This window comes from Xenophilus sp. Marseille-Q4582 (assembly GCF_916700565.1).
Lineage (GTDB): Bacteria > Pseudomonadota > Gammaproteobacteria > Burkholderiales > Burkholderiaceae_C > Xenophilus.
The window spans coordinates 89,219-113,630 of the sequence record NZ_CAKAKO010000001.1 but is presented as its reverse complement, the minus strand read 5'-3'; the positions used below and the strand labels follow the sequence as shown (position 1 = coordinate 113,630).

At 68.6% G+C, this 24,412-nt stretch carries 19 protein-coding genes; 6 read left to right on the top strand and 13 right to left on the bottom strand.

The window, feature by feature from the left end:
- Nucleotides 1-199: 199 nt before the first annotated feature.
- The 3 genes from slmA to LG388_RS00465 form a co-directional block, all read right to left on the bottom strand.
- Nucleotides 200-844 (bottom strand): nucleoid occlusion factor SlmA, encoded by a 645-nt coding sequence (slmA, locus tag LG388_RS00475; protein WP_225780890.1) that lies wholly within the window; start codon nt 842-844, stop codon nt 200-202.
- A gap of 225 nt (nt 845-1,069) precedes the next feature.
- On the bottom strand, nt 1,070-1,963 hold the full coding sequence (argB, locus tag LG388_RS00470; RefSeq protein ID WP_225780889.1) for an acetylglutamate kinase: 894 nt from the start codon (nt 1,961-1,963) through the stop codon (nt 1,070-1,072).
- Nucleotides 1,964-2,101: 138 nt separating this feature from the next.
- Nucleotides 2,102-3,199, bottom strand: a complete 1,098-nt coding sequence (locus LG388_RS00465; RefSeq protein ID WP_225780888.1) for a glycosyltransferase family 4 protein — start codon at nt 3,197-3,199, stop codon at nt 2,102-2,104.
- A gap of 87 nt (nt 3,200-3,286) precedes the next feature.
- On the opposite strand from LG388_RS00465, the gene LG388_RS00460 reads away from it, so the two are divergent.
- Nucleotides 3,287-4,060: a glycosyltransferase family 2 protein gene (locus LG388_RS00460; RefSeq protein WP_225780887.1), complete on the top strand. Its 774-nt coding sequence runs from the start codon at nt 3,287-3,289 to the stop codon at nt 4,058-4,060.
- A gap of 40 nt (nt 4,061-4,100) precedes the next feature.
- Here the strand turns inward: LG388_RS00460 and LG388_RS00455 are convergent, their stop codons facing one another.
- From LG388_RS00455 to LG388_RS00445, 3 genes are read right to left on the bottom strand one after another with little or no spacing between them, the layout of a single operon-like run.
- On the bottom strand, nt 4,101-5,111 hold the full coding sequence (locus tag LG388_RS00455; RefSeq protein ID WP_225780886.1) for a glycosyltransferase family 2 protein: 1,011 nt from the start codon (nt 5,109-5,111) through the stop codon (nt 4,101-4,103).
- Complete coding sequence (locus tag LG388_RS00450; RefSeq protein WP_225780885.1) at nt 5,108-6,949, bottom strand: glycosyltransferase; 1,842 nt, start codon at nt 6,947-6,949, stop codon at nt 5,108-5,110. The genes LG388_RS00455 and LG388_RS00450 overlap by 4 nt, the downstream gene beginning before the upstream one ends.
- A gap of 8 nt (nt 6,950-6,957) precedes the next feature.
- Nucleotides 6,958-9,000: an acyltransferase family protein gene (locus LG388_RS00445; protein ID WP_225780884.1), complete on the bottom strand. Its 2,043-nt coding sequence runs from the start codon at nt 8,998-9,000 to the stop codon at nt 6,958-6,960.
- A gap of 145 nt (nt 9,001-9,145) precedes the next feature.
- Here LG388_RS00445 and LG388_RS00440 point away from each other — a divergent pair, with 145 nt between their 5' ends.
- Both LG388_RS00440 and LG388_RS00435 read left to right on the top strand, forming a co-directional pair.
- A complete protein-coding gene (locus LG388_RS00440) occupies nt 9,146-9,949 on the top strand; it encodes an ABC transporter permease (protein WP_225780883.1) in 804 nt (267 codons plus the stop codon).
- 18 nt (nt 9,950-9,967) lie between these two features.
- Entirely contained in the window at nt 9,968-10,711 is a 744-nt protein-coding gene (locus LG388_RS00435) for an ABC transporter ATP-binding protein (RefSeq protein ID WP_225780882.1), read from the top strand.
- Between the two features lie 34 nt (nt 10,712-10,745).
- Here LG388_RS00435 and LG388_RS00430 read toward each other — a convergent pair whose 3' ends face one another.
- Nucleotides 10,746-11,465, bottom strand: a complete 720-nt coding sequence (locus LG388_RS00430) for a Crp/Fnr family transcriptional regulator (protein WP_225780881.1) — start codon at nt 11,463-11,465, stop codon at nt 10,746-10,748.
- A 217-nt stretch (nt 11,466-11,682) separates the two neighbouring features.
- On the opposite strand from LG388_RS00430, the gene LG388_RS00425 reads away from it, so the two are divergent.
- The 3 genes from LG388_RS00425 to LG388_RS00415 all read left to right on the top strand — a co-directional run bounded on the left by LG388_RS00425 (nt 11,683) and on the right by LG388_RS00415 (nt 16,485).
- The gene (locus tag LG388_RS00425; protein WP_225780880.1) at nt 11,683-13,560 is read left to right on the top strand and encodes a CHASE2 domain-containing protein; all 1,878 of its coding nucleotides are present in this window, start codon (nt 11,683-11,685) and stop codon (nt 13,558-13,560) included.
- Complete coding sequence (locus tag LG388_RS00420) at nt 13,557-14,966, top strand: FecR domain-containing protein (protein ID WP_225780879.1); 1,410 nt, start codon at nt 13,557-13,559, stop codon at nt 14,964-14,966. The genes LG388_RS00425 and LG388_RS00420 overlap by 4 nt, the downstream gene beginning before the upstream one ends.
- A 193-nt stretch (nt 14,967-15,159) precedes the next feature.
- Entirely contained in the window at nt 15,160-16,485 is a 1,326-nt protein-coding gene (locus tag LG388_RS00415) for a tetratricopeptide repeat protein (protein ID WP_225780878.1), read from the top strand.
- A 71-nt stretch (nt 16,486-16,556) separates the two neighbouring features.
- Here the strand turns inward: LG388_RS00415 and LG388_RS00410 are convergent, their stop codons facing one another.
- From LG388_RS00410 to LG388_RS00385, 6 genes are read right to left on the bottom strand one after another with little or no spacing between them, the layout of a single operon-like run.
- Nucleotides 16,557-18,398: a PIG-L deacetylase family protein gene (locus tag LG388_RS00410; RefSeq protein ID WP_225780877.1), complete on the bottom strand. Its 1,842-nt coding sequence runs from the start codon at nt 18,396-18,398 to the stop codon at nt 16,557-16,559.
- Nucleotides 18,399-18,448: 50 nt separating this feature from the next.
- Complete coding sequence (locus tag LG388_RS00405; protein ID WP_225780876.1) at nt 18,449-19,807, bottom strand: DUF2142 domain-containing protein; 1,359 nt, start codon at nt 19,805-19,807, stop codon at nt 18,449-18,451.
- Nucleotides 19,808-19,863: 56 nt separating this feature from the next.
- Entirely contained in the window at nt 19,864-20,772 is a 909-nt protein-coding gene (locus LG388_RS00400; RefSeq protein ID WP_225780875.1) for a hypothetical protein, read from the bottom strand.
- Nucleotides 20,769-21,698 carry a GNAT family N-acetyltransferase gene (locus LG388_RS00395; RefSeq protein WP_225780874.1) on the bottom strand — a complete coding sequence of 310 codons (930 nt, stop codon included), beginning with the start codon at nt 21,696-21,698 and terminating at the stop codon, nt 20,769-20,771. The genes LG388_RS00400 and LG388_RS00395 overlap by 4 nt, the downstream gene beginning before the upstream one ends.
- An 18-nt stretch (nt 21,699-21,716) precedes the next feature.
- Nucleotides 21,717-22,982 (bottom strand): ABC transporter ATP-binding protein, encoded by a 1,266-nt coding sequence (locus LG388_RS00390; protein ID WP_225780873.1) that lies wholly within the window; start codon nt 22,980-22,982, stop codon nt 21,717-21,719.
- On the bottom strand, nt 22,982-24,409 hold the full coding sequence (locus LG388_RS00385; protein ID WP_225780872.1) for a TolC family outer membrane protein: 1,428 nt from the start codon (nt 24,407-24,409) through the stop codon (nt 22,982-22,984). The genes LG388_RS00390 and LG388_RS00385 overlap by 1 nt, the downstream gene beginning before the upstream one ends.
- Nucleotides 24,410-24,412 lie beyond the last annotated feature (3 nt).

The following is a 24,412-nucleotide window of genomic DNA, read 5'->3' as shown; positions in this document are numbered from 1 at the left end:
CTCCTTGGCGCTTGTGGCCAGAGATGGATCGGGGGGGAGTGAAGGCCCTATTCTGGTGGCGCGGCAAAGCCGGCGCGAGACAAGAAGCGCTATCCCGCTCATAGCGAACACGGGTCCCCGGGCCGCGGGCCGCGGGGCGGCTGCGCCCCAAAGACGAAGGGCCGCGATGCGGCCCTGGAAGTCTGGGGAATCGCGCCGCTCAGAGCAGCAGGGCCAGGCTGGCGTCCAGGTGCTCCGAGGGCGCGCGCCGGAACCCCGAGCGCGCGAAGCGCTGCAACTGCCCCATCGCCAGCGCCGTCAGCGCGGCCGCGCGCGCCTGCGCATCGGCCGTGGGCGCCGCATGGCCCTCGGCCGCAGCGCTGTCGCGCAGCACCTGCTTGAGAGCGGCTTCGAGCTTGTCGAAGAACAGGTTCATGCGCTGCTGCAGGCGCTCGTTCTCGTAGACCAGCGCATCGCCCACCATCACGCGCGTCATGCCCGGATTCTTTTCCGCGAACTGGATCAGCACGCGCACCACCTGCGCCGACTTCTCGCGCGCGGGCAGTTCACGCTCGGTGATCTGGTTGACCAGGGTGAACACGCTCTGCTCGATGAAGTCGATCAGGCCCTCGAACATCTGCGCCTTGCTGGCGAAGTGCCGGTACAGCGCGGCCTCGCTCACGCCCAGCCGCGCCGCCAGCGCGGCCGTGGTCACGCGCTCGGCGCCGGGCTGCTCCAGCATGGCCGCCAGCGCCTGCAGGATCTGCACGCGCCGCTCGCCCGGCTTGGGCCGCTTGCGCACGGGGGGAGCGGCCTTCGGCGCCTCTGCCGTGCTGGCCGTGTGACCGGGCTCGTTGACTTGCATGGGTGCAACCATTTTGTAAAAAAATGATTCTGACACGCTCTGCACCGAGAGCGGGCCCCCGCGTGCAAACTTGACCACATCCGCCCTCTTTGAGCGCGCCGCCAAGCCTTGATTCGTGAAAAATTTCACGATCGAGCCAACTGAATTCCGCGGTGGTCGCGGCAGGGTCCAGCCACGCTCGCCGCGTTGCGAGGCCTCGTTGCGAGCCCGTCGGCACGCGGCTTCTCAGCGCGCGCGGATCATGGTGCCGTAGGCCTGGTCGGTCAGCACTTCCAGCAGCATGGCGTGCGGCACGCGGCCGTCGATGATGTGCACGGCATTCACGCCGCTCTTGGCCGCATCGATGGCGCCGGCGATCTTGGGCAGCATGCCGCCCGAGATGGTGCCGTCGGCGACCAGGTCGTCGATCTGGCGCATCGTGAGTTCCGTCAGGAGGTTCTTGTCCTTGTCCAGCACGCCCGGGATGTTGGTCAGCATCAGCAGCTTCTCGGCCTGCAGCACCGTGGCCAGCTTGGCCGCCACCACGTCGGCATTGATGTTGTAGCTCTCGTTGTGCTCGCCGAAGCCGATCGGGCTGACCACGGGGATGAACTGGTCGTCCTGCAGCGCCTTGACCACCGACGGGTCGATGCTCTCGATGTCGCCCACCTGGCCGACGTCGTGTTCCTTGCTCGGGTCGGCGGCGTCCACCATGCGCAGCTTGCGCGCGCGGATCAGGCCGCCGTCGCGGCCCGTCAGGCCCACGGCCTTGCCGCCGGCCTGGTTGATCAGGCCCACGATGTCCTGCTGCACCTCGCCGGCCAGCACCCACTCCACCACTTCCATGGTCTCGGCGTCGGTCACGCGCATGCCCTGGATGAACTCGCCTTTCTTGCCCAGGCGGCCCAGCGCGGCCTCGATCTGCGGGCCGCCGCCGTGCACCACCACCGGGTTGATGCCCACCAGCTTGAGCAGCACCACGTCCTCGGCGAAGTCCTGCTGCAGGCCCGGGTCGGTCATGGCGTTGCCGCCGTACTTGATGACCATGGTCTTGCCGTGGAACTTGCGGATGTAGGGCAGCGCCTGGGCCAGGATCTCGGCCTTGTCGCGCGGGGGGATGTTCAGGACGGGGTCGGTCATGCAAGGCCTCGTGGTTGAAAGGATGAAAGAGAGGGGTCTACGGTTCAAGGCACCCGTGGAACGGGCTCCGCCCGGCCACCGGCTGCGCCCCCTTCGCGCAGCAGAAGGGGGAGACGCGAAGCGGCCTGGGGGTTGCTTTCAAGGTCTGATCCAGCGCGGGACCTTGAAGCGCACGATCATCAGGTAGGCTGTCACATAGGTCACGACGAACAGCAGGCAGAACAGCGCCAGGATGAGCGTGCGGTTCCAGAACAGCACGGCCGGCACGATCGAGAGCGCAGCGAACATCCACAGGTAGGGCGAGGTGCGGTTGTTGCGCGACAGCAGCTGGCGCGCCTCGCTGTCCTCCACGGCCGGGCGCACGATGCGGCGGAAGATCAGCTGGTGGAAATGCAGGGCATCCGCGGTGCCCGGCGACTGGCCGCGCGCGGCCTTGCGGTAGATGGAGAACAGCGTCTCCCACACCGGGTAGATCAGCAACAGCATGGGGAACCAGGGCGAGACCAGCGAATGGCGCTGCACGAGCTGCACGCAGGCGATCGCGATCACCATGCCCCAGATGTACGCGCCGCCGTCGCCCGCGAAGATCTTGCCGCGCGGGTAGTTCCAGAGCAGGAAGCCGCCGGTGGCGCCCATCAGGCACACCACCATGGCCGCGAGCTGGCGGTCGCCCAGCTGCAGCGCCACGTGCGTGATGGCCAGGCACACCTGCACGGCCACGGTGCCCGCCAGGCCGTTGTAGCCGTCGATGATGTTGAAGGCATGCGGCAGGCCGCTCAGGGCCAGCACCGCGATGAAGGCGGCCACCAGCGGCGTGGCCTGCAGCCATTGGTCGACCGGATAGTAGCCCAGCCGATGCACGCCCAACCCCAGCAGCCAGACCAGCAGCACGGCCGAGGCCGTGGTCAGCCCCAGGCGCACCCGCACGGGCACGCGCTGCGAGATGTCTTCGGCCACGCCCCCCAGCACCGCGGGCGCGATGCAGCCCAGCAGCAGCAGCGCGCCGGTGATCGGCCAGTCCACATTGAAGGGGTCGGCGCCCGTGATGCCCGCGGCCAGCCAGCCCGTGCCGGCGCCGACGAGGATGCCCGCCCCCCCCAGGCGCGGCACGTGGCCGCGGTGGAAACGCTGCGGCATGTCCAGGCTGTAGCGGCGCGCATGCCGGCGCGCGCGCCGCATGAAGTACAGCACGGCGATGGCCGATGCGAGAAAACTGATGACGATGAGGGCGATCATGAAGCGCGGTGGGCGAGGCCGCCCGGCCCTGGAAGAGGCCCGAACGGGCGGGCGGGGCCACCTAGAATTCGTGGCCGAAATTAGACCATGTCTGCCCCCTCCGCCCCGCGCCCGCCGATCACCGTCTCCATCGTGAGCCACGGGCAGTTGGCCCTCATCCTGCCGCTGCTGGAAAAGCTGGAGCGGTATTGCGCAAGCGTGGTGGCGCGCGTGGTGCTCACGGTCAACATCCCGGAGCCCGATCTGCTGGCTGGCCGCACCTGGCGCTTCCCGCTCGTGCGCATCGACAACGCGCAGGCCCGGGGCTTCGGTGCCAACCACAACGCCGCCTTTGCCAAGGATGCGGCACTGGGCGCCAGCGACTGGTTCCTGGTGCTCAACCCCGACATGCGCTTCGACGCCGACGTGCTCACGCCGCTGCTGAGGCACGCGCAAGCGCAGGACGGGCTGCTGGCGCCGCGCATCGTGGAGCCCGGCAAGCAGGACCCGGAAGCGCACCGCCGGCTGATCACGCCGGCGGAGATCCTCGCCCGGCGCCAGCCGGGCTACCCCACGCCCGCGCAGCCCGACTGGATCCCGGGCCTGTTCATGCTGTTTCGCAACGCGGCCTACCGCGCCATCGGCGGCTTCGACGAACGCTTCTTCATGTACGGCGAAGACTTCGACATCTGCGCCCGCCTGCGGCTGGCCGGCTGGCAGATCCGCATCGCCGAGCACCTGCAGGCGCGCCACGAGGCCCAGCGGGCCAGTCACCGCAGCGCGCGGCACCTGCGCTGGCACCTGGGCAGCCTGGCGCGGGTGTGGCTGTCGGCGGCGTTCTGGCGCTACCGGGCGCTGCTCGCGCAGGAAGCCCGGCGCTGAGCGCCCCGCGCTGGCCTGCGAGCTGCGCCACACTGGGCGCTCAACCGGCCTCCAGCAGATCCTGCACGACCGCCTGCCAGCCCCGGTCGTAGCGGCCGTAGTCGCCCTGCAAGGCATGGCGCAGCACGGGCGCCCAGCGCAAGGGCCGTGCGCCGGGCAGACCGGCCCGGAACTGCAGGTGCCGCAGCTTCTGCGAGACCAGCGCATGGGCCGATGGGGGCACCGCCGGCCCCAGGCTCGACAGACGCTCCTGCAGCAAACGCATGCGATGCACGCGCTTCGCGTGCTTGTCGCCGCGCGGCGCCAGGGCCTTGCGCACCTTCTCGCCCAAGGTCATGCGCCGCGCACCGATCTGGTTGGCGCCGTGCTGGCGGTAGTCGATCAGCGGCGCGTCGATGACGTCCATGCGGCCGGTGGCGGCGGCCAGCGCCGCGAGCCATTCGTCATGCACCCATTCGGGCGGAAAAGGCAGCGCCACTTCGAGCAGCCGCCGCCGGAACACCGTGGTGGCGCCGGTCACGAGGTTGCGGTGCATCAGCACCGCCAGCGCGTCACCGCGCCGGATGCTGGCGATCTCGTCGGGCCGCGCCTCCAGGCCCTGGAACAGGGTCTGGCCCAGCGGCTGCAACCGGCCGTCGACCAGTTGCGCATCGGAATGCAGCAGCAGCAGGTCGGGCCGGGCCGCGAACTCCGCCGCCATGCGCGCCAGCCGGCCCGCGTGCCACACATCGTCCTGGTCGCACAGCGCGATCAGCTCGCCGCGGCAGGCGCTCACCGCCTGCTGGAAGTTGCGCACCACGCCCAGCGGCGGGCGGTTCTCGAACACCGTGAGCGCGATGCGCCCGGCCATGCCGCAGGCCGCCAGGGTGTCGCGCGCCACGGCCACGCCGGCGTCGGTGGACGCATCGTCCGACAGCACGATCTCCAGCGGCAGGCAGTCGTGCTGCGCGCAGATGCTGCGCACCTGCTCGGCCAGGTAGCGCGCGCCGTTGTGCGTGCACAGCGCCACCGACACGGTGGTGGGAAGCGACGTGCCTGCAATCGGCGTCACAGCGCCCCACGCCGCGGCGGCCAGGCCAGGCCCATGTCCTCACTGTCCAGCCGCAGGTTGGGGTTGTACGCCGGGTCGTGATCAATCAGGGCCTGCCAGCGCGAGAACATGACCTGCCGCTCGCGCTCGAAACGCTCGCGGTGCGGAGCCGCCAGGTCGTCGCCGCGCGTGGCGGATTCGTGATGCACCAGCTCTGCATAGGGCGTCCATACACTGCGCAGCCCCAGCGCCCGCAGACGCAGGCAGAAGTCCACGTCGTTGTAGGCCACGGGCAGATGCGTTTCGTCGAGCCCGCCTACCTGGGTGTATGACGATTTGCGGACCACCAGGCAAGCAGCGGTGACGGCCGAGAAGCTCTGCAGCAGGGCCGCACGCCCTGCATAACCGTGCAGCCCGCGTGGCAGACCCTTGTTGGCGTGCACGGCCAGCCCACCCGGGCCCAACAGCACGCCGCCGTGCTGCAAGGTGCGGTTGGGGTACCACAGGCGCGCGCCCACCGCTCCCACACCCGGCTGCAGCGCCAGGCTCACCATCTCCTCCAGCCAGCCAGGGGTGAGCACTTCGATGTCGTTGTTGAGCAGTGCAATCACCTCGCCCTGCGCCTGGGCCACCGCGCGGTTGTTCAGTGCCGAATAGTTGAAGGGGCCGTCGTCGCGCAGCACCCGGATGCGCGGCTGCTGCGCAAGCTGCTGGAAGTAGGCGACGGCGGCAGGGTCGTCGGAGCCGTTGTCCACCAGCAGGATTTCCCAGTCCGGGTAGGTGGTGCGACGCTGGATGGACTCCACGCACTGGCGCACCAGCCCTCGCGCGTTTCGCGTGGGGATGACGATGGACACCTTCGGCGGCACATCCGGCAGCGCATAGCGCACGCGATAGCCCATGCCCACGTGTTCGGCCGAGCCACGCACGCCCATGCGCGCCAGGTGCTCGTTCAGTGCGCGCTCGCCAGCCACCACGGCGTAGGGTTTGGCCTTCATCGAGCTGGCCGTACTTTGCGCGTGGATGCGCCAGTGGTAGAGCACGCGCGGAATGTGCAGGATCTGTTCAGGCTGCACGCGTTCCGTGCAGCGCAGCACCAGGTCCCAGTCTTGCGAACCTTCCAGGCCCTTGCGGAAGCCGCCCACTTCGCGCACCAGTTGCGTGTGCAGTACGCCCAGGTGGCTGAACATGTTCTGCGAGCGGAAGAGGTCCGGATTCCAGTCGGGTTTGAAGTAGGGGTCCGCGCGCTGGCCGTCGTCGCCGATCTTGTCCTCGTCCGAATAGATCAGCCTCGCCTGCGGATGGGACTGGATGCCTTGCGCCACATGGAACAGGGCATCGGGCGGCAGCAGGTCGTCATGGTCCATCAGTGCGGTCCAGGGGGCCGTGACGACGCCGAGCGCGCTGTTGGAGGCTTCGGAAATATGGCCATTGCGCTCACGCAGCACCAGGCGGATGCGCGGGTCGGCCGCCGCCATCTGCTGCAACGCCTCGCGCACGCCAGGCGCGGTCGATGCGTCATCGGCAATGCACAGCTCCCAATGCGGGTACAGCTGCGCCCGCACCGATTCGACCGCGGCCCGCAACCAGCGCGGGTCGGGGTTGTAGCAGGGCATGAGCACGGCGATGCGCGGCGGCGCGGCCATCTCCGCCACCCGCGCGCGAATGCGGGCCCGCGCCGCCTCATCCAAGGTGTCGTAGGTGCGCACCCACCGGCCGTAATCGTTCTGCGGGCGCGTGCGCCTGCGCAATTCCCATTCGACGCCGCGCCAGCCCGCACGCCGGAAGACGCGCCAGGCCTGCGGCAGGCGCTTGATCAGGCTCGGGCCGTGCGCCCACAATTTCTGGATGACCGACATGGGGTTTCTCATCGTATAGACGCACCGGCAGGCGCCAGCGCAGGCGGTGCCAGCAACGCAGCGTCCATGTACGTGGCCGCCTCGCGCACGTAGCGCGCGCGCAGGTGGGTGGCGTCCTTGTACACCGGCGCGCCCTCGGCATCGGTGCGCAGGCATTGGCCCTCGGGCGTGCACAGCGTGGGCAGCGGATCCAGCACCCGGGCCCCGTTCGCCTGCGCGATGCGCGCCAGCCGCTCGTGCAGCGCTTTCTGCGAAGCCGGCAAGGGCGCGTGCATGGACACGGGCGCGGCCGTCATGTGGCCCCAGCGCTCGCCGCTGAGGCGGCTGCGCGGCTCGAAGGCTTCGCCCACCGGGATGTTGAGCAGCAGGAAAGTCTTCTTGCCCGCGCCCTGCAGCTGGCGCAGCAGCGCGCCGAGGGCGTCGAGAGACTTCTGCACCCCGTCGCCCCCGCGCAGGTAGTGACGCTGGCCGCCTTCGAGGTAGTAGTACCGGTCCGGCGCCGGCGCGGCATTGGCGCCCGGCACGTTGGCCGCGTCGCCGACGTCGAAATAGCAGGACCAGCAGCCGCCCAGCACCACCGTGCCCACCTCGGGCGTCAGCGCATAGCGCAGGGCCGCGTCCAGCCGTTCGCCGCAGACCGGGTCGCGGTCTTCCAGCAGGAAGGGGATGGGCGGGCAGGCGCCGCGCGTCGCGAACACCAGGCGGCTCAGGTGCCCGGGCTGCGTGCGGGCCAGTTCGGTGGCGCGCGGCCCATGCTGCTCCACGTGGCTGTCGCCAATCAGCAGCACGGTTCCCCGGCCGTCGCCGCTGCCGTCCACGCGCTGGAACACCTGGCCGTGGACCTCGAAGGGCTTCATGCCGTCGGGGTAGGCCCAGTCGCTGCCAGCCGCCACCAGCTGCTGCACGCCGGGGTCGCTGATGCGCGCCGGCAGCTTCTGCGCCCAGATCGCGGCCCCCAGCAGCGCGAGCACGCCCATGCCACCCGCCAGCGCCGCCATCACGGGCCAGCCGTGGCGATGGCGCAGCGGCTTCTCGACGAAGCGGTAACTGAGCCAGGCCAGCAGGACGGCCACGCCGACGGCGCCGAAGCGCACGGCGCGCGGCGGGTCGACGCCCTCTTCCAACACCCGCGCATAGGCCAGCAACGGCCAGTGCCACAGGTACAGCGGGTAGCTGATGAGGCCCATCCACACGAAAGGCCGAGAACCCAGCACATGCGTGTTGAGCCACGCGCCAGGCCCCGCGGCAATGCACAGGCAGGTGCCCAGCACGGGCAGCAGCGCCCAGAAGCCGGGGAAGTACTTGTGGCGGTCGATCAGCAGCACGCCGGCCGCGATCAGCACCAGGCCGAGCGCGCTCATCCACTGTCCGCTGCGGCTGGTGTGATGCGCCTGCCGGCGCAGGCCCAGCCAGGCCAGGATGCCGCCGGCCGCCAGTTCCCACACGCGCGCAAGCGGCATGTAGAAGGCCGCGTCGGGGGCGCGCAAGACCAGCACCAGGCTCAGCGCGAAGGACAGTCCGGCCGCCGCGAGCATCCAGGGCAGCATGCGGCGGCGGCCCCACCAGGCCAGGCCCAGCAGCACGGGCCAGACGATGTAGAACTGCTCCTCCACCGCCAGCGACCACAGGTGCAGCAGCGGCTTGCTCTCGGCCACGGTGTCGAAGTAGCCGGACTCGAACCAGAGCGCCAGGTTCTGCACGAAGCCCGCGCTGGCCAGCACGTGCTCGCCCAGCTGGCGGAACTCGTCGGCCAGCAGCACGTACCAGCCGAAGGCCAGCGTGCACAGCAGCACCAGCAGCAGCGATGGGAACAGCCGGCGGATGCGCCGCGCGTAGAACTCGGCGTAGCTGAAGCCCTTGCCGGCGAGGCTACCGAAAATGATGGTGGAGATCAGGTAGCCCGAGATGACGAAGAAGATGTCCACGCCCACGAAGCCGCCGCGCAGCCAATGCGGCGAGGCGTGGTACAGCACCACCGCCATGACGGCGATCGCGCGCAGGCCGTCGATGTCGGGGCGGTACTTGAGATGAGGCAGCGGGTTCTGTTCCACGGGCGGTCGGTCGTGCGCAGCAGCCGGGAGGCGGTCCAAAGGCCGTCGGGACGGGCAAAGCCCGCGATTATCCCTGGGCGGGCGCCCGTCCCTGAGGCGTCAGAACCCCGTCGATAGAATACCGGGTTCGCCTCTATCGCCTCGCATGACCACTGCCTATTCGAACCTTCATCGCAGCGCCTGGGCCGACTGGTGGGAAGGCACGCGCCGGGTGGACGTGTGGTGGACGATGGCGTGGTTCGACATCCTGCTGCGCTACCGGCGCTCGATCCTCGGGCCCTTCTGGCTCACGCTGAGCATGGGCGTGATGATCGCCGGCATGGGGCCGCTCTACAGCGGCCTGTTCGGCACCGACCTGGGCCGCTACTTTCCGCACCTGGCGCTGGGCATCATCTTCTGGAGTTTCTTCAACGCCCTGGTGGTGGATGCCTGCAACATCTTCATCCTGTCGTCGAACTACCTCAAGCAGGGGCACTTCCCGGTCGCCATGTTCGTGTGGCGCAGTACGGCGCGCAACACCATCCAGCTCGCACACCAGATCGTGCTCTACGTGCCGGTGGCCTGGTGGGCGGGCGTGCCGCTGTCCTGGAACATGCTGCTGTTCATCCCCGGCATGCTGCTGGCGCTGGTCAACGCGCATGCACTGGGCCTGTTGCTGGGCATGGTATCGGCGCGTTTTCGCGACGTGGCGCAGATCGTGATCAGCGTCATGCAATTCCTGATGTTCCTCACGCCCGTGTTCTGGATGCCGGAGAACCTGCCGGACCGCGCCCAGTACGTGCTGTGGAACCCACTGGCGCAATTGCTCGACCTGCTGCGCGCCCCGCTGCTGGGCCACGCGCCGTCGGCGGGCACCTGGCTGGGCATGCTGGCGTGGACGGCGGTGAACATCGTGGCAGCCGCCTACCTGTTCTCCAAGCACCGCCGCCGCATCGTTTACTGGCTCTAGCGCCCACCGACCTGGCCCATGGCTCGCATCTCGCTGCAGGACGTGTCCGTCCACTTTCCCATCTATGGCGCCGGCGCCAGTTCGCTGCGCAAGACGGTGGCCGCATCGGTCAGCGGCGGGCGCTTCGGCAAGGAGACGGGGGTCACCATCGTGCAGGGGCTGCGCGGCATCAACCTCGAACTCAAGAACGGCGACCGGGTGGGCCTGATCGGCCACAACGGCGCCGGCAAGTCGACCCTGCTGCGCACCCTGGCCGGGGTGTACAACCCGGCGGGCGGGCGCTTCATCCGCGAAGGCCGCGTGGCCAGCCTGATCGACCCCGGCCTGGGCATCGAGCCCGAGGCCACGGGTTTCGAGAACATCACGTTGCGCGGGCTGGTCATGGGCCTGACCAAGCGCGAGATCGACCGGCTCACGCCTTCGATCTGTGAATTCAGTGGCCTGGGCGAGTACCTGGCCATGCCCGTGCGCACGTACTCCACCGGCATGGCCATGCGCCTGGCCTTCTCCATTTCCACCAGCGTGCAGGCCGACATCCTGCTCATGGACGAATGGCTGTCCGTGAGCGACGCGGAATTCCGCGCCAAGGCCGAGCAGCGCATGAAGGACATGATCACGAGCGCCGGCATCCTGGTGCTGGCCTCACACTCACCCAAGCTGCTGGAAAAGGAGTGCAACCTGATCGTGCACCTGGAAGACGGCCGCGTGGCCAACATGCGCCGGCTGGAGCCGGGCACGCATGTGAACGAACTGGCCGAGTGACCCTGCCCCTCATCACCGGGGCTGCAGCCGGGGCTCAGGACAGCTTGGGCGGCTCGATCTTCCCTGCTGCGAGGTCTTCCAGGTACTGCGGGTCGGTGACCTCCACGTCGTTGCCCGCGCGCTGGATCACCCCCTTGTTGACCAGCGCCTGAAACACCCGCGTCACCGTCTCGCGGCTGGTGTTGACCATGATCGCGATCTCCTGGTGCGTGGGGATCTGGCGCACCAGCACCAGCCTGTTGCCCCCGCCATTGGCGTCCGCCTGGCGGGTGCTGAGCTTGACCAGCTGCACGCAGATGCGCTGCATGGGATTGGGCAGCGCGATCAGCGTGCGCTGGTCCGTCACCGAGCGCAGCCGCTGCGCAATGCGCCGCAGCACGCCGTTGGCCACCGACGGGTAGCGCGCCAGCAGCTCGCGCGCCGCGGGCGCCGGCAGGAAGGCCACGCGCGACTGCGCCACGGAGATCACGAACTCGGGCTGCAGCCCGTCGTCGGCCAGCGCCAGCTCGCCGAAGGTCTGCTTGGCCTCGATGAAGAACAGGCCCACCTCGCGCCCGTCGAGCGTGAAATCTACCGCCTGCAGGCGCCCGTCGATCAGAAAGAACAAGCCGTGTGCCGGCTCGTTCTTCTTGAGGATCACCGCCCGGCGCGCGAACGCCTGCTCCGTCATCTGACTGGCCGTCTTTTCCAGCGCCTCATCCGGCAGGCCGTCGAGCAACGGCAGGCCACGGGCAACGACATTCAGGATGGGCACGCGAAGAAGCGGGGCTAAGTTCTGGTCCGGAAACAAACAAAAAGAGGCTGAGGGCACGGGGACCTGCAGCCGGCCGAAGATTATCGGAGTAATAGATTGCGCTCAGTTGTGACCAGCCGCACATGCGCTGTCGCAAGAGAGCCTTAAATTCACGGCCATGATGTTCGGCGCGCGCCCCCCCGCCCTGGACGCCAGGCTCGCGCGCTGGCGTCTGCGCGTGCTCGTCCTCCTGCTCGTGGCGCTGGGCGTTTGCGGCCTGCAGTGGGCCTGGCCCGCTTTCAGCAGCGGCATCGACGACCGCACGGCCGGCTTCTGGTGGCGCGCCTCGCCCCTGCCGCAGGCCGAACGGCGCGTCGTCATCGTCGACATCGATGAAAAGAGCCTGGCGCAGATCGGCCCCTGGCCCTGGCCGCGCGAACGCCTGGCCGAGCTGGCCGAGCGCCTGCATGCGATGGAGACCGGCCTGGTCGCCTTCGACATCGTGCTGCCCGACGCACGCGAAGGCGACGCGCAGCTGTCGCTGGCGGCGCGTTCGCTGCCGCTGGTGCTGGGGCAGGTGCTGGTGAGCGACGAGGACGTGCATTTCCCGCCACGCGTGGGCCGGCTGGCCGCGCCGCTGGACAGCCCGGGCTGCGGCCCCTATACGGTGGCGGCGCGCGGCTACCTCGGCATCAGCGAGAACATCAGCGGCGCGGCGGCGGGCCACATCACCCCCACCGTGAGCCCTGACGGAACGGTGCGCGGCGTGCCGGCCCTCATGTGCTTCGACGGCAAGGTCTACCCGTCGCTGACCTTGGCGGCGCTGCTGCGCGCCAGCGACCTGCCCCCCACGCTCACCGTCACCCCGGGCGCCGGCCTGCTCGAGCCGGCGTGGCACATCGCCCATCCCCAGCTGCCGGGCATTTCGGTACCGTTGGGCGCGAACGGCGAGTGGCTGGCTTCCTACGCCAAGGCCCGCTCGGCCTTCATTTCCATCTCGGCGGCCGACGTGCTGCAGGGCAAGGCGCCCGCCGAGCTGCTGCGCGGCAGCTGGGCCCTGGTGGGTGCCACGGCCCTCGGCATCGCCGACGCGGTGCCCACCCCGCTGGGGGGCACGGTGTCGGGCGTGGAAGTGCACACGCAGCTCATTTCGGCGCTGCTGGACGACCGCACGCCCTACGTGCCGCGCGGCGAGCGGCTGGGCCAGGTGCTGGCGGCGGCCGTGGCCGCGCTGGCGCTGCTGGCCCTGTCGATGCGGCGCGGGCGGGCGCTGGTCGTCATCCTGCCCGTGGCGGGCCTGTTGCTGGCGCTGGGCCTGTACGGCCTGCAGGGCTGGCTGCTGATCGAGCAGCACCTGTGGGTGGGCGCCACCTTGCCGGCCGCCTTCGCCACCCTGACCGGCATGGGCCTGGGGGCCGCCGAGCTGGCCATCACGCGACACGAACGCGAACTGGTCTACAACAACCTGGCCAGCTACCTGCCGCGCTCCACGGCCCAAGCCATCGCCTTCCGCGTGCCGGCCAATGAACTGGACGCGCAACATGCGGAGCTGGTGCTGCTGCATGCCGACATCCGCAACTTCTCGGCCTGGTGCGAACGGCGCCCGGCCGAGGAATCGGCGCACGTGCTGCACCTGTTCTTCAGTCTGTGTGCGCAGGCCGTGGAGGAGCACGGCGGGACCATCGAGGAATACGTGGGCGACGCGGTCCTGGCCTCCTGGCCCCGCAGCGCCGATCCGCAATACATCCTGCGCGCGGCGCACCAGATCGTCCGATTCGCCGCCGACCTGCTGCCCCAGCCTGCGGCCGACCTGGAGCCCCTGGCCGTCGGCGTGGGCATCGAACAGGGCCGCGTGCTCATCGGCTCCTTCGGCCCCGCTTCGCGCCGCAACCACACCGCGCTGGGGCAGGCGGTGACGGTGGCGATCCGGTTGCAACAGCTGACGGCCGAACTGGCCCAAGGCGTGCTTATCGGGCCGATAATCGCCGCTCGGCTGCCGCGCCACCTGCACCGCAGCCAGGGCGTATTCCTTCTGGAAGGCTTGAGCGAGCCGCGCGAGGTATTCGCAGCACTGGACGAGAAGCCTACGATTTCCGATCACAGGATGACACCATGAAAACAGCGTGCCTGCCTCTCATTGCAGCCCTGTCCTGGGCCTTGGCCGCCCACGCGGCCGTCCCCGACCGCGCGGGTGAAGTCACGTTCATGATCGGAGAGGCGCGCATCACCAGCGGCCCCGAGGCCGGCACCGTGCTGCGCCGCGGCAGCGCCGTCATGCCCGGCCAGCAGATCGAGACCAGCGACAACGGCCACCTGCACATCCGCTTCATCGATGGCGCGGCCGTCGCGGTGCGGCCGATGACGCGCCTGCGCATCGACGACTACACCTACGCCCCCAACGACCCGAGCCAGAACCGCATCCGGTTCTTCCTGCAGGAGGGGGCCCTGCGCTCCATCACGGGCAAGGCGGGCGAAGCGACCAAGGACCGCTTCCGCATCAACACGCCCGTGGCGGCCATCGGCATCCGGGGCACGGACTTCAACGTGCAGACGACCGAGGATCTGACGCGGGCGAGCCTGTTCCAGGGGGCGATCATCATGTCGCCGCTGGGGAGAGGGTGCTCCGCCTCAGCGCTGGGCCCCTGCGCAGGTGCAGCGGCATTGGAGTTAGACGAGCAGGGCCGCGGGCTTTATGCGATCCAGGCAGGGGCCATGGATCCCGTGGCCCATCTGGTACCCAGGCGCCTGGACGTACAAACCACAGAGAATCCATCCACGCAGACCGCCGGGACGCACAACACCGTCGTGCTGTCGGATGCTCGCGAAGTGACCAAGCACCAGGCCTCCGCGCTGGCGGCGGAAAGCGTGACGACCAGCCGCGCCGAGCAATGGGCGGAAGTCATTCCGGTCGCGCTGAAGTCGCGTGATGACACGGACCTGGAAGTTTCTCCGAAGCCGCCCACCGAAATCCCCACCAGGCCCCCGGTGGTGGCCGAACCGATCACGCTTGCGGCCGAGGACAACCCCCAGATCTGGTGGGGACGCTGGGCCGCGTACGCGGACCCGGCCGATGCCAGCAGCAGCTACGCGAGCCAACGGCGACCCGGCCGCGATGAAGCCGCGGGCGGGAATGCCGTATTTGGCTTGCTGCGCTCGAATAGCTCGCGAGCCCTGCCCATCACCGGAGGCCAGGCCACCTTTGCCCTGTCCAGGTATGAGGTGTATTCGCTGACCAACAACACCCTGACCCCTGCCACCGTCACGGGCGCAGGGCTGTCGATGAATTTCGACACGCAGCGTTTTGCCACCTACCTGGACGTCGCGCCCGCCAACGCGGGCGTCGTGAGCATGAGTGCTGTCGGCAAGATCGAGTCGGACGGCCGCTTCCTCTCCGACTACTACGGACAGACCATGCGGCTCAGCGGGGCTCTGGCCAACAGGGGGCAGCAAGCCGGATATGCCTTCGAACACACGCTGACGCCAGGCATCCTCCTGTATGGAGCTACCGCTTGGACCCGATGACGTCCCATCCGCTTGCTGACACGACGCTTCTTCCCACTCTCGTCGACGTTGCCATGCACGCCCCTCGTATGGCGTGTTCAGGTCTTCGATTTCCGACTGTCGTTGGTCGTTGAAACCCCTCCCCAAGCCGCGCTTCCCTGAGCCGTACCACCTTGGTAGATTTTGTCAGTGCTTCGCAGGTGCGGTTCGTGTGATGAACGGATTCCTACCAGGATGGGCGCTTGCGCTGCTGGTGTTCACCGCATCGGCGCAGTCGCAGACGCTTCAAGGACATCCTGAAGACAGCACGCCTGCTACCCGCCAAAAGAGCGAGCAGGCGAGCGGAGCAGGGGGAGCAGTCGGCCCAAATGAGACGGACTTCGCCTCGCTAATCGCCGCGCAACGCTTCACTGAAGCCTTTCCGCTGATCGAGCGGCATGTCATGTTGCATCCCAACGACGTCGCCGCCTGGCTGGACTACGCCAGGGTGGTGCGCGCACTGGGGCGTTTCGATGAGTCGCTGGCCGTACTATCCTTCATCGAGCGCGAGCTGGCACCCGATGCGCGGGCGCGGCAGTTGATCGCGGCCATCGCCCCGCCGCCGGAACGCAACCTGTCCAGGCATCGGTGGCGCGGCGAAGTCAGCCTGCTCACGGGCCGGGAAAGCAACGCCAATGCCGGCCCGTCCGTACGAGGCCTGACCTTCAACATCCCTGGAGAAACCCCCGTCACGCTGGAGCTGGCCCCCCAGTCCTTGCCGCAGCCATCCTCCAGCCACCTGGTGGAGGCCCGGCTGGAAAGCAGTCACGCGCTCGGTCAGGGCATGGTGCTCTCCACGCTGCTGGACTGGCGGCAGCGCAACACGCCAGACTTCAGCGCTGCGGGCTCTCGCCAATGGCAAGCCGACGCCATGCTGAGCTTCGGCGGCAGCGACACCCCGTCGTCCGCCCGGCAATGGTTCCTTGCGATCTCGACGCTCGACTACAACTACGGCGGCAGTGCGCTTTTCCAGCGGGAGCGCGCCGCGGTGGGCATCGATCAGCGCTTCGGGCTCCAAAGCGCATGGCCGTGCCGCATCCAGGGAAGCGTGGAGCGTGAATGGCGGCATCACCCCACGCAGGACGGACTGCTCAGCGACATGCACGCCCTGCAGCTCGCGGGCGTTTGCGCCCATGGCAGGCATCGCTGGACGCTGCTGGCGCGCGCCGGGGAAGACCGGGCCCGCGGCGAAAGGCCCGGCGGCACGCAATACCGGCAGGACCTTGCCGTCGGCTACCGCATGGATCTTTCAGCCTGGGGGCAGGTCGAGATGCAGGCCTCCTACGCCCACAGCCGGGATGCCGAGTTCTACAGCATCCTGTTCGGCGACGTACGCCGGCGGCTGACCCGCAGCCAGCTCAACCTGAGCTATCTCTCGGCCCCGTTCCAGGGGCGCTGGCAAGTGATTGCACGCGCGGAAGTCTTTCATCAGCGCGCCAACATCGGCCTGTTCCGCCTCAGAGGCAACAGCGCACATGTGGGACTGAGATACACCTTCTGAGAGCCCGGGCCGTCCGGACCATCGGCGCCCCTTGCCCTGCACCGGCAGGAACGAAGGCCGGTGCCCGGCCGTCAGGCGCTGCGCCCCAGCAGGCGGCGCAGCGTCTTTCCGGCCAGCCTGACAGGCGCCGCCAGACGCCACGAGCGCGAACTCAGCACGGCGGTCAGTTGGGCGTCCAGATCCTGGCATGTCCGCTGTGTTCGCTCCAGCTCTGCGGCCAATGCGTCACGCTCCTGCAGCAACTGAACACGCAACTGATCGGTGGCAGTCCAGAGATGCTCAGCCTGTGCACGCTGCTGCTCTGCGATGTTGCGCAGATGCTGCATGGTCAGATGCTGCTCCTGCGCCCGCTGCTGGGCGGCCTGCGCAGCAGCCAACGCCTGTCGCAGCTCAGCGATGGCGGCCTGATCGGCCTGCTGCGCCAGGCCGGCATCGCGGACCTGCTGCTGCAGACCCAGGCAGCGCCCTTCACTGGCGACCAGATCGGCTTCGAGCCTGTCATACCAGCTGTCTGGCCAGCGCTTGCGCCACTTGTCCCGGATCCGACGCAGCCCTGCGGCCGCGACCTCCTTCTGGTGAACTCCTGAGCCATCAAAGGGGCGGATCAAGTAACTTGCACTGACACCGGGCACGCCCACGAAAGTACCACGCTCCCCCAGTTGCAGCCAGAAGTCCCAGTCCTCGTAGATATCCAGCCCTTCGTCGAACCTCGCCCCATTGAGCCATGGACGCCTGAACAGCACGCTCATGATGGGCATCTGGTTGGCCAGCATCAGCCGATGCACGCCATCCTTGCCTGTCCATGTCATCAACTCCTGCCCCTGAGCGTCCAGCGCACGCACGCCGGTCACCGCCGCAATCGCGTCCGGCCGGGCTTCAAGCCCCTGCATCAGCTTGGCCAGGTGATCGGGCTCCAGCCAGTCGTCATCGTCGAGGAACAGCAGCACATCGCCCCTTGCGGCATCCAGCGCGCGGTTGGCGGCCGCGCTGCGCTGCAAGGGCTGCCCGCTTTCCACCAGACGCAGCGGAAAACGGCCGCACCACTCGGGCAAAGGAGGATGTGCCTGGCCCTTGGCGTTCACAACCACTACTTCCACCCTCGGCCAGGTCTGCACAGCCACGGACGACAAGGCCCGCTCCAGTTCGGGACGCCCCATGCTGCGGATCAGAACGCTGACAATGTCCGTGTCTTCGGGCAGCAGCACGAGGTGCGCCTCGCGCTGGCGGGTGTACTCGGACTCCAGATAGGACTGCGCGCGCGCGCGCAGCATTTGTGCATCGGCGAACTCGAAGGCCTCTGCAACCTCCACGGTGGCAGGAAGGGTGTAGGTTCGAAAGACGTTCAAGGCCGTCAGGTGGCGGTCGTAGGCCTGGACCGCCAGCTGCGACGCAAAACACTTCATGGCGGCCTGCTTGCGTTCCTGCACGGCCGTGATGTCGAGCAGCCGATTGGGGCGCAGCGGGGCCCCGACCTCGTAGGCCATCAGCGCGCAGCCGCCGTGGCGCCGCACAGCCTCGCGCGCTGCCAGGGCCGTGGCGCGATGGTCTGGATGGTTTTCCCACAATGACGGCGCATACAACACCTGAATTCCGAGGGCCTCGATCAGCCCGACGATGCGCAGGACCAGCGCTTCACCATAGAGCACGCCCCGGTCGGGTACCCCCCAGAACTCGGGCTCGGCAATGCCCATCACGGCAGCCGCCCGGATGCTCTCGGCACGCCGCACGCCCCGCTCGCCCCCCGCATCCCCGTCGGTCAGCACTGCCACGTGCACGCGTGCGCCGGCCTGCGCATGCAGCATGAGCGCCCCCCCGCACCCGAACACTTCGTCGTCCGGATGCGGCGCCAACGCCAGCACGGACTCCCCCTCAGGCACAGGCGATACGGAAAAGGGAATCAGCTTGGCTTCCACGCGGGGCTCCAGAACGCAAGACGGCGCAGCGGCCCCCGGCCGCCCCAACGTCAAGAAAACGGGAAATGATAGCGAGCGACCAGCGCCGCCACGATCGCCCACCCTGACAACGCCCCGAAGGCGATGACCGCCAGCAAGGCAACGGGCGCGCCCGCGATCCTGCGCCGCCAGCACTGCTCGGGCGCCGTACCGCTGAGCGCATGGGCAAGCATCAGTGCCGGCACCAGGAAGTACCGCCCCTGGATGCCATCCACATGCGTGGCCGGATGCTGGGCGGTCCAGGTCACCAGCAGCGCCAGAAAAGTCAGCAGCACCGACGCGAAGGCCGCCAGGCCAAGGCTGATGCGCGCCCAGAGCTCAGAGGCGCGCCGTTCGCCGGTCTGGGGTGTCCAGCCCAGCGACAGGCAGGCGCACAGGCCCAGACCCAGCCAGAGCCAGTCGTGGCTGCCGGACGGCAGGGGCGTGTCCAGCCAACCCAGGCGGCCGACGAAGCCTTCTGCATAGCCCGCGCCCAGCACAGGGTCGCGCAAAGACGCCCAGACCACCTGCAGGAAATCCAGCGGATGACGGATGTAATGCGCCAGCAATTCCGAAGAGCCGTGGGTGCGCGGGATGCGCGTATCCCGTGTGAGGGTCAGCATGGCCAACACCCAGCCGAGGGCCAGCACGGCAGCCGCGCCACCCAGCCATGCCTCCCGCGCACGGCGGTGCCGCCACGCCAGCACGAAGGGCAGCAGCAGCAGCGGCAGAAGGTGCGTGCGCGCAGCCGCGAGCGCCGCGATGGCGCAAACCCAGAGCAACGCACGAGGCATCGTCAACCAATCCTGCTCCCGGTACGCCCGGCAGAACACCGCCAGGGCGCAGACCGAAAGGCAACCGACGATGCCATCCAGCGTGGGCGACGCCATCTGGAACATCGTCATGGGCAGCAGCATCAGGCCCACAGCCAGTGGGCTGAGCGGCATCACGCGCCATGCCAGCAGCAGCAGCAAGGTGCAGGCGCTCCAGCTGGCGCCCCGCGCCAGCCAGTAGCTTTGCAGGATGCTCAGGTCCAGCGCCTGCCCCAGAGACAGGCCGAGCGCCTGCGGCATGTAGAGCAGCGGCAGGTAGTAGCTCATGGCGGGCGCCTCGACGAACATGGGCGCGCCGCCCCAGCGCAGCGCTGCCAGTTCCTGCTTTTGCGCCGGCCCGTGGGTGGCATCCGGCGCGCCAGAGATGGAGGTGCCCACCACCACGAAGCGCACCAGATTCGCATCGAATTCGCTGCCGCTGTCGCGGCCCGGGGGCGCGTGCATGAACAGGCGCCCCTCGGCCAGCATGGCAGCCCGCGCCAGATGGCCGCCTTCGTCGGGCGACTGCAGGGGCGGGATCAGCACCGCCGTCGCCGCCAGCGCCAGCCAGATCGTCACGGCCGTCAGCCATCCGCGCCAGGCGTGAACGGCCCCCTTCGGCGTCCGGTCCGGCCTCATGCGCCGGCACCCGCCATGCTTTCCCACCCCTGCCAGCTCCAGGGCGCGCGGCGAATCCAGGCGTCCAGCGCAGCCACATAGGCCTGCACCAGCGTGTCCAGCCCGTCCAGGCGCAAAGGCTGCAAGGCCATGCGGTAGCACCGCGCCTGCCCGTCCCAGGCCAGGCCGGCGAAAAACACCGGCACGCCCGCCGCCAGTGCCATGCGCATCAGGCCCGTGGGCGGTGCCAACGTTCCAGACAGGAAGGCATGCGGCGACTGTGTCGGCAAGGCGTCATTGAAATCCGCGCACATGAACACCACTTCGCGCCGCGTCCACACCTGCCGCACCTCGCGAGGAAACGCGCGCTTCCGGTCGATGTAAAGCGCTTGCGCCCCTCGTCCCAATTGCGCCACCGTCGCACGGTCGAGGTAGTGGGTAAATTCCTGCAGAAAGCCATGCGCGCCGAATGCGGTGCTGGAGAACACCGCCGGCGAGTTGGCCACCGGATGAGCGCCGATGCCCCAGCGCCGCAAGGCGACCGGCAGCAGGTTCTGGTGGTACGAGTGGTGCGACACCACCAGCCCGCCTCGCCACGCCAGATCCGCCATCGGCGACTCGTCTTCCAGTCGGACCCGTAGGCCCAGCCATGCGTCGTCCATGAACGGCAGATGCCAGACCATCTGCGCTGCCACCCCCGTGCTTTCGCACAGCTGCCGAAAGTGCACCTGCGCAGACTGCGCATCCACGCCCAGCCTGGCCTGCATCGCCGCAACGATCGCCGCCTCGCGAGACAGCAGAAAGGAACGCGCCCGCCCCTCGCGCATGCCTAGGCGGGCCTTCCACGCCCACGGGAGGCGCCGCAACCGGCGCGCGCGCGCGATCAAGGCCACGTAAGCGCCCAAGGGCTCGTTGCCGACGCTCATCGGTAGTCCGTGTCTCCCGCGGTCAGCCACCAGCGGTCCACGAAACGGCCCGGCTGGTCAGGGCAACTGGCAGGGTTCGCGATGATGTGGAACTGCAGGGGCTGCACCTTGTCGGCCAGGGCGCCCAGACGCTGTGCGTGGGCGCGCGTCAGCCACAGCATCAGGCCACCGGCGCCATGACCGGCCATGCAGGCTTGCAGCACACGCAGCGCCTGCGGCATGTAGGCCGGATGCCCGACCAGGTCCATCAGTTCCCAGCGGTCTTCCTCGGCACGGCACACCGCCAGCATGGACGGCCGCCACGACCAGCGGCCACGCAAGGCAAAGAAGCGATAGCGGTGCGTGGGATGCTGCGCATAGCGCCAGCGCAGGTAGGCCGCATCGCGCACGCACACCAGCCCGTGGCCCAGGCCCGCAGCCATCTCGCGCCAAAGGCGTGCCGCCAGGGCGGTGAAGCGTGCCGACAGCGCATCCAGCTCCACCATGCTGCCCGCGCCCGCGCGGGGCGCAAAGTGCAACTCATGCATCAAATCCACGTCGAGCACCAAGCCCAGCCGCTGCGCCAGCCGCATGGCACGGGCACTGGGAAAGCCATAGGCGATGCCCTGCGGATTGGCGGGCCGGGGCATCGCGTCGAATACCTGTCTGAGCAGCAGATGGAAGGCCGACTGCTCCCGGGCCAGCCCGCCTGGCTTGCTGCCCGTGGCCATCAGATCGCCGATCTGCTCAACAGTGACGCAGGCACCTTCCACCACCGCGCGCCGGAAGGTGACGCCGCAATGGGCCACCAGGCGCCCCTCCTCAAACACGCCCGTGCAGCGCCCCCGCCCGTCACCGTATTTCCATTCCAGCATCTGCGCCGTAATCGGCGCGCCGAAGACCTGCGTGAACAAGGCCGCCAGACGTGCATCCCGCAGGTCAGGCATCACCGCGACGTGCACGCCTCACCCCTGGCCACTGCCGGCGGTGCTGCGCCACGCATGCGGCAGTTGCACTAGCCCGCGCTCCAGGCCGCGCTGGCGCACGTCCAGCTCCACGCACGCAAGCGCGTGGTCGTACAGATGCAGCATCCGCTCGCAGCCCAGATAGAGGCTGACGAAATAGCGTCCCCGCAACAAAGGCAGGTGCGGCAGTTCGAGGCGCACATGCCCCACCCCCGCCTCGTCGCGCACCAGCACCACGTCATCGATCAGCGAGGCACCGCTGGCGACCGTCTGCCCCAGGTCCGTTTGTATCTCGAAGCCCAGGGTCGGCGCCGGCAACGCCGGGTCCGCGCTGAAGGCCACATCAATCACAAGGTCGCTCTCACCGCTTTCCATGCCCAACCGGGCGCCGGTCTGCTCGCCGTTCGACGCCCGCACCTGAAGCAGGCGCGCATGCCCCTGCGTCGCCGCCCCCATCTGGGCCGCCACGGCCGAGCCCTCCCGCACGACCGAGGGCGCGGCGACCGGCGCGTCGCTCATCAGCGACTGGCTGTAGGCCGCCACCACGGCAGCCGAGGCTCCATCCATGCGGATGCGCCCTTTCTCCACCCACAGCGCACGGCTGCACAGCGCCTCTACCTGGTACGTGGAATGCGAGCAAAAAAGGATGGTCGCGCCCTTCTCCTTGAGCTGCATGATGCGGTCGAAGGACTTGCGTGAGAAGGCGCCATCGCCTACCGACAGCGCCTCGTCGATGACCAGGATGTCCGGATCCACACTGGTGGCGATGGCGAAGGCCAGGCGCACGTACATCCCGCTGGAATAAGTCTTCACCGGCTGGTCGATGAAATCGCCGATGCCCGAGAAATCCACAATAGCGTCATAGCGCGCGTCGATCTGCGCGCGGCTCAGCCCCAGCACGGTCGCATTCATGTACACGTTTTCGCGCCCCGTGAACTCGGGGTTGAAACCCGCGCCCAACTCCAGCAGCGCGGCCACCCTCCCCCGCACCGCCACAGCGCCGGCGGTAGGCGTGAGCGTGCCGCAGATCGCCTGCAGCAGTGTGGACTTTCCCGCGCCGTTGCGCCCCAGCAGACCCAGCACCTCGCCGCGGCGCAGTTCGAAGCTCACGTCGTCCAGCGCGACGAACTCCCGGTAGCGCGCCTGACCCTGCGGCCGCAGCATCTGCTTGAGCCGGTCCACCGGCCTGTCGTAGAGGCGGTAAACCTTGCGCAGCCCCTGGACCTCGATCGCTACGTCGGCCGCAGACGCACGCTGTGCCGCCATCAGCCCCCCGCTGTGGCCGAGATGCGCGCCGGGGTGGCCAGCATCCCCTGCTCCAACTTTCGCTGGACCTCGCCCAGATCAGCCTGCTTGAGTTGCCCGCCCAGGGAGCGCAGAGTTAGCCACGCCATCACATGGTTGAAGCGGGCCTGAGCCAGCTCACGCGCCACCTGCGTTTGCTGCTGCTGTGCGCGCAGCACGTCCAAACGGATACGTACGCCACCTGCCACGCTCTTCCTCGTGGCCTCGATCTGCTCCGTCGCCGACTCCAATGCGGCCTGCAACGCCACAATGCGCCGAGCGCCGGAAAACAGCGCCATGTACTGCGTCTGCAGCTTCAGGTTTACCTCTTGCTCGGTATTGTCCAAAAGAGCCTGCGCCTGGGTCAGCCCCGCCAGAGCCTGGCGCTGCAGGGAATTGATCCGCCCCCCCTGGTATAGAGGCACCTGCACCTGAATACCGATGCCAGCCTGCTCATTGAGCTGATTGAGCGTATTGACCGAATCCGAGCGGCTGCGGCTGAGCACTGCATAGAGATCAACGCGGGGATGATGTCCGGCGTCCGCGCGTGCCAGATCCTGCTCGGCCACCTCCACCGCGATGCGCCGCCCCATGATGTCTGCATTCGCCTCCCGTGCCAATGCGCGCCAATCCTCCAGGCGTGCCGGTTGCAGCGGTTCGAATTCGAAACGCTCGACGGACAAGCCACGGAACGAGGACAGATCGACCTGCGGCCCCACCACGGCCCGCAGCGCCGCCAAAGCGTCATCCAGCGCCGCTTGGGCTTCTATGCGCTGGGCCAGAGCAAGTTCCAGCCCGGAAGTGCTCTCCAGCACGTCCGTGCGAGTTCCTTCACCACGACTGAAGAGACGCTCCGCCGCCCTAGCACCTTCCGTCATGGCCGAAACCTGGGCCTCTGCCAGGCGCAACTGCTCCTGACCCAACAATACTCTGCTGTAGGCCTCGACCAGCCGCAACGTGAGAGCGTCGCTGTTCGCGTCCATCACCCAGGCGCCCAAGCGGGTTTGAGCGTCCCCACGCCGCATGTTCGCGATCGCCTCGCGGTTGTACAGCGCCTGCCTCACCTGCAGGTTCAGGCTGTTGGCATCATAGGTCTGGCTGGTCTTCGCGATCTGCTCCACGCCCCGGCTGTCCGTGTAAGGCTGCTCGCGATCCAGGTGATTGCGCGACGCCGACCCGCTCAGCGACACCTCGGGCAGCAAGCCGGCACGCCCCTGGATGCGGTACTCCTTGCTGCCCTCGAACTCTGCCACCGCGGCTCGGAACTGGGCATCATGCTGGCGCGCAGCAACAAGGGCGTCATCCAGATTGAAGGCATGCGCTGCCAAGGCTCCCGTTGCAAGCAACGCCGCAGCCAGCGGGCGCAGCAAGGTCACGCACCGCGCCAGTACTTTGCGTCGTGGATGCATCCC